The organism is Actinacidiphila paucisporea, from assembly GCF_900142575.1.
GTDB lineage: Bacteria > Actinomycetota > Actinomycetes > Streptomycetales > Streptomycetaceae > Actinacidiphila > Actinacidiphila paucisporea.
On the sequence record NZ_FRBI01000009.1, the window covers coordinates 55704 to 70616 of the forward strand.

Sequence of the window (14913 nt, forward strand, 5' to 3'; positions counted from 1 at the left end):
TGCCGGGGGCCCCGGCCGGACGAAGGGACCAGGAGCGCACCCGATGGACCTCACCAGCACCGTGGACAGCCTGATGGACGGTCTGACGGCGGACCTCGCACGGCTGGCCGCGATCCCGTCCGTCGCCTTCCCCGGCTACCCGCGCTCCGAGGTCGTCAGGGCCCACGACCTGGTGGTGGAACTGCTGCGGGACGCGGGCGTCGAGCACATCGAACGCCTCGACCTGCCCGACACCGCACCGATCGTCTACGCCGAGGTCCCGCCCCCCGACCCGGACGCGCCGACCGTGCTGCTCTACGGCCACTACGACGTCCAGCCGCCCGGCGACGAGTCGCTGTGGCTCTCGCCGCCCTTCGAGCCGACCCCGGTCGAGGGCGGGCTGCGGGCCCGAGGCATCGCCGACGACAAGTCCAACGTCATCGCCCACCTGGGAGTGCTGCGGGCCTACGGTGGCCGCCCGCCCACCGGGTTGAAGATCGTCATCGAAGGCCAGGAGGAGTACGGCAGCGCCTTCGACGACTACCCGCCCACCGATCCCGAGCGCTTCGCCTGCGACGCCATGGTGATCGCCGACATGGGCAACCTGCGGCCCGGCAACCCGACCCTCACCACCGGGCTGCGCGGCGTCGCCGAGGTCGTGGTGGAGGTGCGCACCCTGGCCGAGGCCCGGCACAGCGGCGCATACGGCGGCGCCGCCCCCGACGCGCTGCTCGCGCTGGTCCGCGCCCTCGCCGGCCTGCACGACGAGCACGGCGACGTGGCGGTCGCGGGACTGCGCCGCGAGGAGTGGGACGGGGCGTCGTACACCGAGCGGGAATTCCGCGAACTGGCCACTGTGGCCGACGGGGTGCCGCTGACCGGCACCGGCAGCCTGGGGGAGCGGCTGTGGAGCGGCCCGGCGATCACGGTGATCGGCCTGGACGCCCCGGCCGTGGAGGGCGCCGCCTCCGCGGTGATCCCCTCCGCGCGCGCCAAGCTCAACCTGCGCGTCCACCCGCGGCAGGACCCGCGGGAGGCCGCCGACGCGCTGGTCAGGCACCTGCGCGAGAACCGGCCCTACGGCATCGAGTTGACGGTCACCCGGAGCGACGCGGGCCCCGGCTTCGAAGCCGCCACCGGCGGACCCGCCTACCGGGCCGCCCGTACCGCGCTGCGCGAAGGCTGGGGCGCCGAGCCGGAGTTCGCGGCCAGCGGCGGCTCCATCCCGCTGGTCAACGGCCTCGCCAAGGCCGCACCGCACGCGGAGGTGCTGCTCTTCGGCGCCCAGGACGGCATGTGCAATCTGCACGCGCCCAACGAGCGGGTGCTCTTCTCCGAACTGCGCGGCGCGGTGATCGCCGAAGCGGCCTTCCTGCGCGAATACGCCGCCGCCTTCCGGGCGGCGGGCGGCGCGCGCTGAGCGGCCCCGCTCGCGACACCGGCGGTGCTCCGCTCGCCGGGCACGCCAGCTGTCCTATACCTCGCTATTCCCGCTGATCTGCGGATTTGTCTCACTCGGCGGAATTGTCGCCCGACGCCGCACACAACGAATGCAATTGCATCGGGAATTGCAGATGCACTTGCCGGGTAGAGGTGTGTGTGAGTGCCGCGAAGCGCGGTGCTGTTGCGACGGATGAGCCCGGTGGACTCAGGAGAGAGGCGATGCTCATGGAGCAGCAGATCGTCAACGGAGTACAGGCCAGCAGTATTTCCGGGGCGCGATGGACCAAGAGTGCCCGCAGCAACCAGAGTGGCAACTGTGTCGAGGTTGCCCAACTGCCCGGTGGCGGCGTGGCTGTTCGCAATTCGCGCTTCCCGGATGGACCGGCTCTGGTATATACGCAGGCAGAGATGGCCGCATTCGTCGAGGGTGCCAAGGACGGCGACTTCGACGCTTTTACGGTGTGAAGCCGGCCGTTTGACGTCCAAGGGGACGAACTGCGGGCTTCGCGGTGCAATACTGGCCCGTCCAGTATGACTCGGGAGCCCGCATGTCCGCTCAAGCGCAGCCCGTATCGCCGTTACCGCTGTTCGAACGCCGCCCCGACATGGGCGCGCGGGCCATGTCCCGGGTGCTCGGCAATTATCTGCGCGCCCTGCGGGAGAGCCGCGGCTGCAGCCCCGCCGCCGCGGGCAGCCACATCCGCGCCCACGCGTCGAAGATCAGCCGTATGGAGACCGCCCACGTCTCCCTCAAGGCACGCGACGTCGAGGAACTGCTCCAGCTCTACGGCGTCGCCGACGACGAACGCGCCGAGATCGCCCGCCTGGTGCAGCGGGCCGCCGGCCCCGACTGGTGGCAGTCGTACGGCGAGGTCGTCCCCGACTGGCTCCAGGCGCTCATCGGCCTGGAGCGCGACGCGCACCTGGTGCGCACGTACGAGACCCAGTTCGTACCCGGGCTGCTGCAGACCGTCTCCTACGCCAGGGCGGTGGTGCAGAGCGGGCACCGGCTCGCCCCCGCCGAGGAGAACGCCCGGCGGGTGGAGTTGCGCCTGGAGCGGCAGCGCAGGATGGCGGAACCCGGCGCACCCGTGCTGTGGGCGCTCATCGACGAGGGAGTGCTGCACCGCCCGGTCGGCGGCGCGGCCGTGATGCGCGAGCAATTGCAGCACCTGCTCGACGTGCTGCGCCGGCCCGGCGTACGGCTGCAGGTGGCCTCGTACGCCGCCAGCGCCTCCGCCACTCCGGGGGCCGCGGTGACCTATCTGCGGTTCGCCCAGGGCTTCCTGCCCGACGTCGTCTACCTGGAGCACCTGACCAGCGCGGTCTACCTGGACCGCCTCGACGACGTCGACCGCTACCGCGCCGCGCTGGACGAACTCAGCGCGCTGGCGGCGACCCCCGCCGCCAGCAGGGAACTGCTGGAGGAGGCTCTGCGCCGCTACCGGTGAGCCGGTACGCGCGGAGCCTCCCGGCCGCCGGCCGGTCAGCCGACGATGCGGCCGACGCCCCCGAACTCGATCCACTCCATGCTCGGCTGCTTCGGCGTCACCTCGGAGTCCGGGCGCCAGGTGGAGACCTCCACCAGGCCGGGCTCCAGGATCTCCGTGCCGTCGAGGAACCGCCGGACGTCCTGCTCACGCCGCACCTCGCCCCAGTTCCCGCCGGTGCTGCGGGCCATGAAGTCGGTGACGCCGCGCCGGGTCTCCTCGTCCTCGCTCACCAGCTGGCACACCACCAGGAAGCTCCCCGGCGGCACCTTGGCCGCCGCCCGCCGCACCACGTCCGCCGGGTCGTCACGGTCCGGAATGCAGTGCAGCACTGACACGAAGAGCACGGCGACCGGCTCGTCGGTGTTGATCAGCCGCTTGACCTCGGGGTGCGCCCAGATGGTCTCGGTGTCGCGCATGTCCGCCTGGATCACGGCGGTGTTCTCGTTCTGCTCCAGCAGCGCACGGCCGTGCGCCAGGACTATCGGGTCGTTGTCTATGTAGACGACCCGGGACGCGGGGTCGATCCGCTGGGCCACCTCGTGGACATTGTCCTGTGTGGGTAAGCCGGAGCCGTGGTCGACGAACTGCCGGATCCCGTAGTCCTCGGCCAGCCTGCGCACGACCCGGCGCAGGAAGGAGCGGTTGTTCAGCGCGAGCACCTTGGTGCTCGGTACCTGTTTGAGCAGCTCCTCGGTGGCCGCGCGGTCCGCGGGGTAGTTGTCCTTCCCGTCCATCAGGAAGTCGTACATGCGGGCCACACTTGGCACCGTCACGTCGATCTTGTCCGTCAGCGGTACGTCCCCGTCGTCCATCGGGTTCCTCACGGCTCATCGGCTCGACACAGGCGAGTTGGGAGTGATCTGCGACACGCTCATCCTAGGCAGCCATCGGGTCACGGTCGAGACCGCGACCCGTACCGCCGGCCCCGGCCACCCCGCTCGGGCGGCGTCCCGCGCCCTGGAGGGCGCCCCCCGCGCAAGCGGCAGGGGGCGAAGGGGGCGAAGGGGGCGCCGCGGCCGGCGGACCGGCACCGGCTCACGCGTGGGCGGCGAGCCACTCGGTGAACGTGGTGGTGCCACGGGGGCCGTCCGTGACGGGGAGGAGACCGCCCTCGGTCATGGCGCGGCCTGCGGCGCCGGGGAGCCGTAGCGGCAGGATCAGCCGGCGCGAGCCGCCGGCTCGGGCGACGCGCTTGACCATGTCCGTCATCTGCTCCTGGTGCGGCCCCGCGAGGTCCGGCGCCAGGCCCTGGGGCGGCCCCTCGACCAGGCGGACCAGCTCGGCGGCGACCTCGGCCACCGCCACGGGCTGGCTGAGCATCCGCGGCGCCACCGCGACCGGACCCGGCATCTGGAGCATCTGGTCGGCGAACTCGTGGAACTGCGTGGCCCGCAGCACCGTCCACGGCACGTTCCCGGCCGCGAGCAGCTCCTCCTGCCGGCGCTTGCCGGCGTAGTAGCTGTAGTCGACCCGGTCGATGCCGACGATGGACAGCGCCACGTGGTGGCCCACCCCGGCCTTCTCCTCGGCCGCCAGCAGGTTGCGGCCGGCCGCGTCGAAGAAGGCGACCGCGGGCTTGCGCCGCGTGGTCTGCACGTTGCTCACGTCGATCACCGCGTCCACCGACTTCAGCGCCTCGTCCAGGCCGGTGCCCGCGACCAGGTCGACACCGCGGGAGCGGGCCATCACCACCGGCTCGTGCCCGCCGGCGGTCAGCGCCTCCACCACGTGACGCCCCGTCAACCCCGTACCGCCTGCCACCGCCACACGCATCGCGCGGCTCCTTTCGTCGTGCCGGTCATCGAACAAGCAGCAGCCAAGCACGGCTGCCGGGATGCCGCAGGCGAAAGCGCGCCCCCGGGGGACGGGAAAGCGTCAGGACGTCGCCGGCAGCGCGTTGTACGCCCGCGCCACCACGGTCGGCGCCGGCTCGGCGCCGGCGCCGGTCCGCCAACGCAAAGTGACCTCCCGGGATTCGCCGGGCAGCAGCCACAGGCAGTTGTCGTCGGCCAACGCGGGCGGCGCGGGATCGGCCAGGGACACGCGGACCGTCGCGGCGGGCGCCGCGCCGGTGTTCGCCACCGTCGCGATGAGGGCGGCCGCCTGGCCCGCCGGACGGACGGCGACCGAGAGCCGTACGTGCGGCAGGCCGTTGAGCGCGCGCATGTCCGTGGGCGTGCGGTAGCGCCAGTAGTCGTTGGCCGACAGCAGCCGCCCGTCGGCATCGGTCAGCCGCAGCCGCAGCAGGTGCGTGGCCGGCAGCGCCCGCGAGAACGGCACCGCGAAGGCCGCGCTGACACTGCCGGCGGCCAGGTCGGCCGTGCGCGCCGACGGCGCTCCGATCGGCCGGCCCCCCAGGTCGTACAGCTGCGCGGCGACCTTCGCGCCCCGCAGCGCCGTCGCGGTGTGGTTCGCCGTGAGCACCGTGCCGTCCACCCGGTCCGCCTGGACGTGCAGCGGCTCGCAGCCCTTGCGGGCGCCGTAGAAGCCGCCGCTCACGTCGAGGCCGTGCCCGCAGACCGGCCACACCGGGGTGTGCCGCGCCGGGTGCGGCAGCGCGAAGGGCGGTGTGGCGGCGCCGCGCCGCATCCGCGCGTTCCACGCCTCGAACATGGCCCGCATGCTCTCGTAGTCGACGAACTGCGCCTTGCGGGACAGCTCCTGGGCCGACGTCGAGGTGCCGAGGCGGTCGGCGACCGCCCGCAGGTACCCCTCGCCGCGCGGCCCGCCCGGTGCGCCGTGCCCGACGACCGTCTCGCCGCCGTGCGGCACGATCCGGGCCGCGGCGGCGCCGGGTCTGCTGAGGGAGGTGGGGTTCTTCGGCATGGGCACCGCTCCGTTCGGGAGTGAGGGTGAAGGAGGTGGAGAGCCAGGAGAGCGCGGAGAGGGTGGCGGCAGTGGGCCGGCGGGTGGGCCGGTGCGCGAACGCGCTGGGGCTCCGCCCGCCCCGGGCGAGGGGGCGAGCGGAGTATGACAACGTTGCCACGTCGTGTTGACAACGTTGCCAAGGCAGTCTGCTCCGCCGCGCCCGACAGTTCAAGCCGGTCCGGGAAAAACGCTCGGCACCGTGCGCGCGGCCCGACGCGAACATGACGAAGGGGGTCGACGGCCGCCGCCGTCGGCCCCCTCCGCGGGTGGGCCGCCCCGCCGGTCAGCCGACCGGGTAGCTCACCACGTCCACCGGCACGGTGTCGGTACCCTGCGCCGCACCACCGTGGTCGTTGATCACATGGTCGATCACACCGGCGCCGTTCAGCGACACCGTGAGCAGGTCGTGGAAGCGCACGCCGTCCCTGACCGGCGCCTCGAAGGCGTGCGAGACGTGGATCGCCGGGTCGACGGTGAAGAAGCAGTAACTGCCCAGGCCCCAGGCCTCGTGGTGGCGCACCGCGTCGCCGACCTTGTACGCGGCATAGCCGTCCACGCCGTGATGGCGGTAGGCGGCCTGGTTCGGCGGGTCGTACGGGAGCTCGTTCTGGAACATGACCGTCCGGCCGTTGTCGCCGTTCCACACCACGTTGTACTTCTGGAAGTGCTCCACGAACAGGCCGGTGGCCAGTACGTTGTCGCCGTTGACCACGACGCCGGACTCGGCGGTGTTCACCGTCCAGCCCACCCCGCTGCCGTGGTCGGCACGCCAGGCCCAGATGTGGTCGAGCAGCACGTTGTCGCTGTTGACCACCAGCGCGGTGCCGGTGCGGCCGGGGCCCGCGCCGCCGATACGGAAGAAGACGTCCTGCACCGACGTCGGGTCCTGCGGGTCGCTGCGCCGCCCGTGCCCGCTGCCGATCTCCAGCAGCGACCGCGACTCGGTCTCGCCCGCGTCGAAGAGCAGGCCCGCGATCCGCACCCCGCGCACGTCGTCCACCCGCATCGCGACCGCGCCGCCGGCCGGGGTGAGCGTCGCGAAGCCGAGGCCGAGCACCACGGTGCCCGCCCACTTGACCTTGACGGTGCCCGTCAGCTTGTAGATACCCGGGGTCAGCAGCAGGTGCTTGCCCTGCGCCAGCGCCTTGTTGATGGTGTGCACCGAGTCGGAGGGCTTGGCGACGAAGAACTGCTCGATCGGGATCGAGCTGCCCGGTGTGTGCCCCGCGCTCCACGTCGCGCCCGCCGTCTCGCGCCGCAGCGCGGGCAGGAACACCCGGTAGCGGCCGGTCCCGTCGACGTAGAGGAAGGGCTTCTCGCGGCTGAGCGGGGTGGTCGGCAGCGTGGTGTAGGGCGGGTCGGGGAAGGACTGCTCGGGGGCGCCGGTCACGCCCGCGAAGACCTGGTTCCACACGCCGTTGGACCAGCCGCCCACCGCGCTGTTGCGGGTCAGCCACTGCTGCTGCGAGGCGTTGACGACCTGGCCGTCGACGACCGAGTCGGCGATGAAGCCGCCGCTGGAGAAGCCGCCTTGGCGGGGGAAGAGGAAGAGCCGGCCGCGGATGTGCACCCGGCGAAGCGGCGCCGCCTGCGACACCGCCCACCAGTTGGCCCCGTCGGTCGGGTTGACCGCCAGGTTCTCCGCCGAGCGCCAGAAGTTGGTGAGCGCGCTGTCACCGCCGCCGGGCTGCGGCTGGCCCTCGACGCGGACGGCGCCGTTGATCGTCACGTCATCGGGGGAGAGGCCGAGTCCGGCGACCGAGGTGTAGTAGCCGAGTTGGGCGTCCACGTCGTAGTCACCGGGCTTGAACAGGAACGCGAAGCGGCCGGTGCCGAACTCGCTGGTGACCTGCTGCTGGGCGGCGGCGTCCAGCGCGGCCTGGATGTCGGCGGTGGGGGTCGCGGGGTCGAAGACCCGGACGTTGGGGCCGAAGTCCGGCTCCGCGGGCGCCTGCGGGCGCACCTGGCCGCCGCGCGCGGCGGCGGGAGCCGCGGCCGCGCCGAGCGGTACGGCTGACGCGAGAGCCGCCGTGGCGATGAACGAACGCCGGCTCAGCGCGCTGTCCGCGGGAGCGTCGGGCGTTTCCAGGTCCCTGTCCCGGTCGGGGAGTTCACTGCCTGCGGCCCTGAACGACGACATGAGCGATGATCACCTTCTACCACCTGAAGCCGGCAGCCCTACGGAATGTGGGCGGCTGAGAGCGCTCTCTCGCAGACGTACCCTGCGGTGTGCGGGGCGCGCTGTCAAGATGGATGAGAGCGCTCTCTCCTGTGCCTGGCCACCCGCCTCACAGTCGTACCATCCGCCACGACAGGGGCTGTTCGTGCCCGTTCGGCACAGGGTGGCGGCGGGGTCGCCCGCGACTCGTGCACGGGGCTGTGACCTGCGGATTCGTGCCGGGAGCCGGCTGGTGGCAGGGGTGCGAGGGCGGCCTCGCCGAAGGCGCGGGCGGGGCGGCGGCGGGCGATTACGGTGTCGTAACTGTTGCGTGTGCGTCAGGTCGCGGGGACGGTGCCGGGCACGTCCGCGGCGGTCACGCGCCCGCGGCGACGGCCTTGAGTTCGGCCAGCGACTCCCGCATCAGCTGCGCCAGTTCCTTGTCGTCCGGGCCGCCGACCCAGCGTCCGAAGGCGATCCGGAAGACCGCGATACCCGCCTCGGCCGCCAGGCTCGCGGCCGGCTCCGCGACCCCGCGCCGGTGCAGGGCCTCCGCGGTGGCCGCGGAGAGGGTGGCGAGTTTGATCAACTCCCGTTCCCGCAGCTCGGTGTTCGCGGTGATGACGGACTGGCGCCGCCGGGCGTACGGGCGGCGCTCCTGCATGAGGTCGCCGATGGCGTCGAGGCCGGCGGCGACCGCGTCGATCGGCGCCGCGCCCTCGGGAGCGCCGTTCACGGCGGCGACCAGCAGCTCCTGGAGTTCGGCCGAGCCGGAGAACAGCACTTCGCGCTTGTCGGCGAAGTGCCGGAAGAACGTCCGCTCGGTGAGTCCGGCCCGCCCGGCGATCTCGGTGACCGTGGTCTGCGCGAAGCCGCGCTCGACGTAGAGGTCGAGTGCGGCCTGCTCCAGGCGGCCCCGCGCGTTCGGCTGCCATCTACCCATGCCCGTGAGTCTACGTGATGGCAGCGGCTGACATGGGGTGCTACGGTTGATGGCAGGAGCTGACATCGTCCCCCTCGAGCCGGAACCGTGGCACCAGGAGGGCCGGCTCATCCGTCAACCGGAGGTCTTTCCCATGCGTGTATTCGTCACCGGCGCGTCCGGCTGGATCGGCTCCGCCGTCCTGCCCGAACTCATCGGCGCCGGCCACGAGGTCGTCGGCCTCGCCCGCTCCGACGCCGCGGCCCGCACGGTCGGCTCGACCGGGGCCGAGGTGCTGCGCGGCACCATCGACGACCTCGACATCCTGCGGGGTGCGGCCCACGACTCCGACGGGGTGATCCACCTCGCCTTCAAGCACGACATCGCCTTCTCCGGCGGCTTCGAGGCCGCCGCCGAGGCGAACCAGCTCGCCGTCGACACCATCGGCGAGGTCCTGGCCGGTTCCGACCGCCCCTTCGTCCTCGCCGGCGGCGTCCTCGGACTCGCGCCGGGCCGCGTCGCGGTCGAGGGCGACGGGCTCGGCCCTGACCAGCAGGGCATCTCCGGCGGCCTGGCCCTCCGCCTGGCCACCGCCCGCTCGATGGTCGACCTCGCCCCCCGAGGCGTCCGCACCTCCGTCGTGGGCCTCGCCCCGACGATCCACGGCGACGGCGACCACGGCTTCATGGCGGCCCTGGTCGCCATCGCCCGCGACAAGGGCGCCGCCGGTTACCTCGGCGACGGCTCCGAGCGCTGGCCCGCGGCCCACCGGCTCGACGCGGCGCGGCTGTTCCGGCTGGCACTGGAGAAGGCCCCCGCGGGCTCGATCCTGCACGGCGTCGCGGACGAGGGCGTGCCGCTGCGCACCGTCGCCGAGGTGATCGGCCGCCACCTCGGCGTCCCGGTCACCTCCGTCGCCCCGGACGACGCGGCCGCCCACTTCACCTGGCTGGCCCCCCTGCTCGCCCTCGACAGCCCGGCGTCAAGCGCCCGCACCCGCGAACTGGTGGGCTGGCAACCGGTGGAGCCGGGCCTCATCGAGGACCTGGAGAAGGGGCACTACTTCCGCTGAGGGCCGTCCCGGATCCGTGGTGGATCAGCCGTGCGGCATCGGACGCGGTGCATCGGGTCGCCCATACGCCCGATCGCACCGGGTCGTACGCGGACGGGCCCGGCAGGGCGGCGAGGCACCGTGGCCGTCGTCGCACGCCCACCGGGGATCCCGGGACCGACCTGGAGGTCGGCAGGGCGTATCCGTACGGTCCCGTCGTCCGCCGTGGGCGGGGCCGGCGGGGTCTGGTGCGCGTGATCGCAAGGCGGCGGGTCGTCCTCGTAGGGGGCCTACTCGGACGACCGACGACGCTGGGGGCCCTCCCGCCGAAGGCAGGGGGCGAGCGTGCGTCCCAGGCCCTGTCGGCCAGCCGGGACTGTGCGGACACGCCCCAGCACCTCAGGTCCGGCCTCCAGGGTGACGGCTACGCCACCGAGGCCGCCGCGACCACGCCCGTGACGTCATCGTAGGGCGGGGCCTGATCGCCGTCATCCGCCCGGACGACGAGCCGTCGCGGCGCGTGTCGCCGAGAAGATCGGCCTGCCCTTCGAGCGCGACGCCGTCTGCCGCTCCGGCCCGCCTGTCCGCGTCCACGCCGGCCGCCTGTGACGACCGGCCGGGCACGGGGGGACGCACGACGTGGCCCGCCGGCCGCATCAGTGCATACGGGGGCCCGGGTGACGCGATGTCCGTCGGGCGGGAGGCGTTCAGACGGTCAGCACCTGGACGCCCGCCTCCTCGAAGGCGGTGACGGCCGCCGCGGGGGCGGCGGTGTCGGTCACCAGCGTGTCGACGGCGCCGGTGGCGCAGATACGGGCGAAGGCGCGGCGGCCGATCTTGGAGGAGTCGGTGGCGACCACGACGCGGCGGGCGCGTTCCGCGAGCAGGCGGTTGGTGCTCGCCTCGTCCTCGTGGTGGGCGTAGACGCCCTCGGCCGGGTCGATCGCGTCGATGCCGAGGACCGCGATGTCCAGGGTGACCTGCCGCAGGATGCCGTCGGCGAGCGGGCCGGTCAGCTCGTAGGACTGCGGGCGGGCGACGCCGCCGGTCACCACCAGCTTGATCTGCGGCCGGATGACCAACTCGCCAGCGATGTTCAGCGCGTTGGTGACCACGGTGAGCACCGGCGGCCGGCCGGCCGAGCCGGCGCCGGCGGCCTCGGCGAGGTCGCCGCGCAGCGCCAGCGCCCGCGCGACCTCCGTGGTCGTGGTGCCGCCCGTCAGCCCGACGACCTGGCCGGCCGCGACCATCGCGGCGACCGCCGCGGCGATGCGCTGCTTCTGCGGGGCGTTGCGCGCGGTCCGGTACCGCAGCGGCAGCTCGTACGACACGCCGTGCGCGACCGCACCGCCACGGGTCCTGATCAGCATCTGCTGCTCGGCGAGCTGGTCGAGGTCGCGGCGGATGGTCGCGGTCGAGACCCGCAGCGCGTCCGCCGCCTCCTCGACGTCGAGCCGGCCGTGCTCGGCCAGCAGGTCGAGCAGCGAGGTCCACCGGGCGTCCCGGGACACAGGGTCACTCCTCTCGGCCGCGCGGCGTCCGCCCGCCACGCGCGGGCGCCGCGGCCCGTCATCCGGCCAGCGTCGCACACCGCGTCCCGCCCGCCGCCCCCCGGGCCCGCGGCCGGCCGGGCCATGTCGCCGATCCGGCCCGCGCTCCCGGCCGGGGCTCAGGCCCTACCCCTGAGCCGCCGGCTGCTCGCTGCGGGACCTGATGCCCTGGGCCTCCAGCGCCAAGTAGCGGCGGACGAGGCCGCCCGCCAGGAAGCCGATCGGCCAGGCCAGGAAGCCGGACTGGTCGAGGGTCAGGGTGAGACGCGTGCCGTCGCCGTCCGGCTCGACCAGGTGGGTGGCGCGGGAGAGGACGCCGGGGGCGCGGGACTCCCAGACGAAGGAGGTGCCCTCGTCGACGCGGGTCACGGTCCACAGGGCCTTGCGGAGCTTCGGCTGGCGCACGTCGAAGCGGGCGCCGAGTGTGGGGCGCGGGGTGTCGAGGCCGCGCACGGAGGTCATGGACGCGGTCAGTTCCGGCCAGCGTTCCACGTCGGTGAGGATCTGCCAGACACGCGGGGCCGGGGCGGCGATGGTCGACGCGTACGAGTAAGTGGGCACCGTGCACTCCTTCTGACCGGGGGGCGCCCCACCCTATTGCCCGGGTCGGCCGCCCTGCGTGTGCACCCTGCGGTAGCGGCCCGGTGCCAGGCCGCACCACCGCTTGAATGCGTGCGCGAAGGCGAATTCCGAGGTGTAGCCCACCTGCGCGGCGACCGAGGACAGCGGCAGCGCCGAGGTCGCCAGCAGTCTGGCCGCAAGCGTCATCCGCCACCACGTGAGGTAACTCAGCGGCGGTCGCCCGGTCAGCGCGGCGAAGCGCCGGGCGAAGGCGGCTCGCGACAGGCCGGCCTCGCGGGCCAGCCGTTCGACCGTCCAGGGGTCGGCCGGGGTGCGGTGCATCGCGCGCAGCGCGGCCGTGACCGGCGGGTCGTTCAGCGCCGCCGCCCAGCCGGCCGGGCCGCCGTCCCGCAGCGGCGCGTCCTCGTACCACGCCCGCAGCGCGTACAGCAGCAGCGCGTCGAGCAGCGACGGCACGATCGCGTCGGTGCCGAGCCGCGGCCGCTCCAGCTCCCCGGCCAGCAGGCGTACGGCCGTGGCCGTTTCCTGGTGTCTGGCCGGCGCCGCGGCGACGTGGACGACGTCGGGCAGTTCGGCGAGCAGGGGGTGTCCGCGCTGCGGATCGAGGGGGTAGCCGCCGGACAGCACCAGGGTCGCGGGTCCGTCACCGGCCGCCGGGCGGTGCCCCGCGACAGGCGGCGTCGTGACCGCCGTGCCGGGGCTGTCGGCCAGCACATGGCCCGTCCCGCGCGGCAGCAGCACCACGTCGCCGGGGCCGACGTCGACGGCCGGGCGACCGGCGGTGGGCCGCAGCACGCACATGCCGCGCAACACCACCTGGAAGCCGGCCGACCCGGGTGCGGCCGTGAACTCCCTTGCCCAGGGGGCGTGATAGCGCATCAGCGCCGACCGCGGTCGCCCGGCGCGGAGCACCGCGAGCACATCGCTGAGTACGTCCACCTCGGGACGATACCCAGCGGCGAGACGGACACGCATAAAGCCGGTTCCGTCATGTACGGCCCGTCTCCCGGCTCAACTGCTCGGGTGATCGGGCGAGTCAGGACCCGGTGAGGCGTCGTGCCGCCGCCGCCATGGCACTTGACAACGCGTCGGCCGCCGGTAGTTTCTTGGTGCTTAACCGGTACAGCGTTCGGGTCGCCATCCGGCTCCGCTGTCGCCTTTGCAGCCTTCCTGTCAGGGAACGTCCGGACATTCCGAGGAGAATGCATGAGACTCCCAGCACGACGCGCTTGGCTGGCGGCCCTCGCCGCGGTGACGACGGCACTGATGATGGCGCTCCTCGTCATCGGCGCCCCAGGCCCCGCCCGGGCCGCCGGCGCCGGCTTCGTCCAGCGCTGCGGCACGCACTTCTGTGTCGACGGCAAGACCGCCTACTTCGCCGGCGCCAACTCCTACGACCTGTTCACCTTCGGCAGCGGCTCGGGTGACACCGAGACGCAGTACATGGACAAGGCGGCCATCGACAGCGAGATGGCCAACATGGCCGCGGACGGCGTCACGGTCGTCCGCACCTGGATGTTCGACCACGAGACCTGGCACGGATTCGAGCCCGCCAAGAACACCATGAACGAGCAGCAGTGGGCCGAGTTCGACTACGTCCTCTCCTCGGCGGCGCAGCACGGCCTGCGGGTCGTCCCGACGATGGAGAACTACTGGACGGCTTACGGCGGCGTCAACACCGTGCTCGGCTGGGAAGGCGCCTCCACGTCCAACTCGGGGAACTTCTTCGACCCCGCCAAGTGCCCGGGCTGCCTGGCCGACTACGAATTCTACGTCAACTACGCGCTCAACCGGGTCAACCACTACACCGGCGTCGCGTACAAGAACGACCCGACGATCTTCTCCTGGGAGCTGATGAACGAGCCCCGCTACCAGGACGAGACCCCGGCGGAGAACACCGCGGGCACCGTCTTCCGCGCCTGGGAGGACAAGGTCGGCGCGTACATCAAGAACATCGACCCCAATCACATGGTCGACAACGGCATCGAGGGACAGGGCAGTTCGTACGGCTACGGCAGCGACAACGGGGTGCCGTACACCTATGAGTGCCAGTCGCCGGTGATCGACTTCTGCTCCGCGCACATCTACCCGACCGAAGGCTGGGCGAACCTGTCCGTGAGCTCCACCCAGGCACTGGTGGCCAAATACATCACCGACGCGCACACCGGGGCGGGAAAGCCCTTCTTCCTGGGGGAGTTCAACACCTCGGCGAGCACCCGCAGCACCTACTGGCCGGCCATCTACAGCACGATGGAGGCGGGCAACGGCGACGCGGACGCCTTCTGGTGGTACATGAACACCAGCAAGGACGGCAACTACGGGGTGATGCACGGCGACGCGGCGCTCACGTACTTCACCGCGCACTCCAACGTGAACAAGGCCAAGGGCGGTAACACCACCCCGCCGACGACCCCCCCGACCACCCCGCCCACGACTCCGCCCACCACGCCTCCGACGACGCCTCCGACGACGCCTCCGACGACTCCGCCCACCGGCGCCTGCTCGGTGCACTACGCCATCAGCGACTGGGGCAGCGCCTTCAACGCCGACGTGACCATCACCAACGGCGGCGCCGCGATCAACGGCTGGTCGCTGGTCTTCAGCTTCCCCGGCAGCCAGCGGATCACCAACATCTGGAACGCGGTGCAGACCCAGAGCGGCAAGCAGGTCACCGCGACCAACGCCCCCTACAACGCGGGTGTCCCGGCCGGCGGCACGGTCAACTTCGGCTTCAGTGCCAGCTCGACAGCCGGTACGAACGGGGTGCCGGCCGCCTTTACCCTCAACGGCAAGGCATGCAAGGTGTCCTGACCCAGGACGCCGCCGAACACCGGCCACGGCCCCCCGCTGCCCGACGGCAGCGGGGG

Annotated in this window: 13 protein-coding genes; 5 read left to right on the forward strand and 8 right to left on the reverse strand. The window is 72.7% G+C overall.

Annotation, left to right across the window (positions count from 1 at the left end):
* Window positions 1–43 precede the first annotated feature (43 nt).
* The 3 genes from BUE44_RS15600 (at window position 44) to BUE44_RS15610 (ending at window position 2873) form a co-directional block, all read left to right on the forward strand.
* Window positions 44–1399: a M20/M25/M40 family metallo-hydrolase gene (locus BUE44_RS15600; RefSeq protein ID WP_073498610.1), complete on the forward strand. Its 1356-nt coding sequence runs from the start codon at window positions 44–46 to the stop codon at window positions 1397–1399.
* Between the two features lie 248 nt (window positions 1400–1647).
* Window positions 1648–1887, forward strand: coding sequence for a DUF397 domain-containing protein (locus BUE44_RS15605; protein WP_073498922.1), 240 nt, complete (start codon window positions 1648–1650; stop codon window positions 1885–1887).
* Between the two features lie 83 nt (window positions 1888–1970).
* On the forward strand, window positions 1971–2873 hold the full coding sequence (locus BUE44_RS15610) for a helix-turn-helix domain-containing protein (protein WP_073498613.1): 903 nt from the start codon (window positions 1971–1973) through the stop codon (window positions 2871–2873).
* 35 nt (window positions 2874–2908) lie between these two features.
* On the opposite strand, the gene BUE44_RS15615 is transcribed toward BUE44_RS15610, so the two are convergent.
* The 5 genes from BUE44_RS15615 to BUE44_RS15635 form a co-directional block, all read right to left on the reverse strand.
* The gene (locus tag BUE44_RS15615; RefSeq protein ID WP_073498615.1) at window positions 2909–3727 is read right to left on the reverse strand and encodes an SAM-dependent methyltransferase; all 819 of its coding nucleotides are present in this window, start codon (window positions 3725–3727) and stop codon (window positions 2909–2911) included.
* A gap of 223 nt (window positions 3728–3950) precedes the next feature.
* Window positions 3951–4688, reverse strand: coding sequence for an SDR family oxidoreductase (locus BUE44_RS15620; protein ID WP_073498617.1), 738 nt, complete (start codon window positions 4686–4688; stop codon window positions 3951–3953).
* A 102-nt stretch (window positions 4689–4790) separates the two neighbouring features.
* Entirely contained in the window at window positions 4791–5741 is a 951-nt protein-coding gene (locus BUE44_RS39260; RefSeq protein ID WP_073498619.1) for a hypothetical protein, read from the reverse strand.
* 325 nt (window positions 5742–6066) lie between these two features.
* Window positions 6067–7923 (reverse strand): coagulation factor 5/8 type domain-containing protein, encoded by a 1857-nt coding sequence (locus BUE44_RS15630; protein ID WP_073498621.1) that lies wholly within the window; start codon window positions 7921–7923, stop codon window positions 6067–6069.
* 394 nt (window positions 7924–8317) lie between these two features.
* Window positions 8318–8884: a TetR family transcriptional regulator gene (locus tag BUE44_RS15635; protein WP_073498623.1), complete on the reverse strand. Its 567-nt coding sequence runs from the start codon at window positions 8882–8884 to the stop codon at window positions 8318–8320.
* A 133-nt stretch (window positions 8885–9017) separates the two neighbouring features.
* Here BUE44_RS15635 and BUE44_RS15640 point away from each other — a divergent pair, with 133 nt between their 5' ends.
* On the forward strand, window positions 9018–9935 hold the full coding sequence (locus BUE44_RS15640) for an SDR family oxidoreductase (protein WP_073498625.1): 918 nt from the start codon (window positions 9018–9020) through the stop codon (window positions 9933–9935).
* Between the two features lie 686 nt (window positions 9936–10621).
* Here the strand turns inward: BUE44_RS15640 and BUE44_RS15645 are convergent.
* From BUE44_RS15645 to BUE44_RS15655, 3 genes are all read right to left on the reverse strand, one after another.
* Window positions 10622–11425: a DeoR/GlpR family DNA-binding transcription regulator gene (locus tag BUE44_RS15645; RefSeq protein WP_073498628.1), complete on the reverse strand. Its 804-nt coding sequence runs from the start codon at window positions 11423–11425 to the stop codon at window positions 10622–10624.
* A gap of 165 nt (window positions 11426–11590) precedes the next feature.
* Window positions 11591–12025, reverse strand: a complete 435-nt coding sequence (locus tag BUE44_RS15650; RefSeq protein ID WP_073498630.1) for an SRPBCC family protein — start codon at window positions 12023–12025, stop codon at window positions 11591–11593.
* Window positions 12026–12058: 33 nt separating this feature from the next.
* On the reverse strand, window positions 12059–12985 hold the full coding sequence (locus tag BUE44_RS15655; protein WP_073498633.1) for an AraC family transcriptional regulator: 927 nt from the start codon (window positions 12983–12985) through the stop codon (window positions 12059–12061).
* Between the two features lie 267 nt (window positions 12986–13252).
* Here BUE44_RS15655 and BUE44_RS38485 point away from each other — a divergent pair, with 267 nt between their 5' ends.
* Window positions 13253–14857 (forward strand): cellulose binding domain-containing protein, encoded by a 1605-nt coding sequence (locus tag BUE44_RS38485; protein ID WP_079189775.1) that lies wholly within the window; start codon window positions 13253–13255, stop codon window positions 14855–14857.
* Window positions 14858–14913 lie beyond the last annotated feature (56 nt).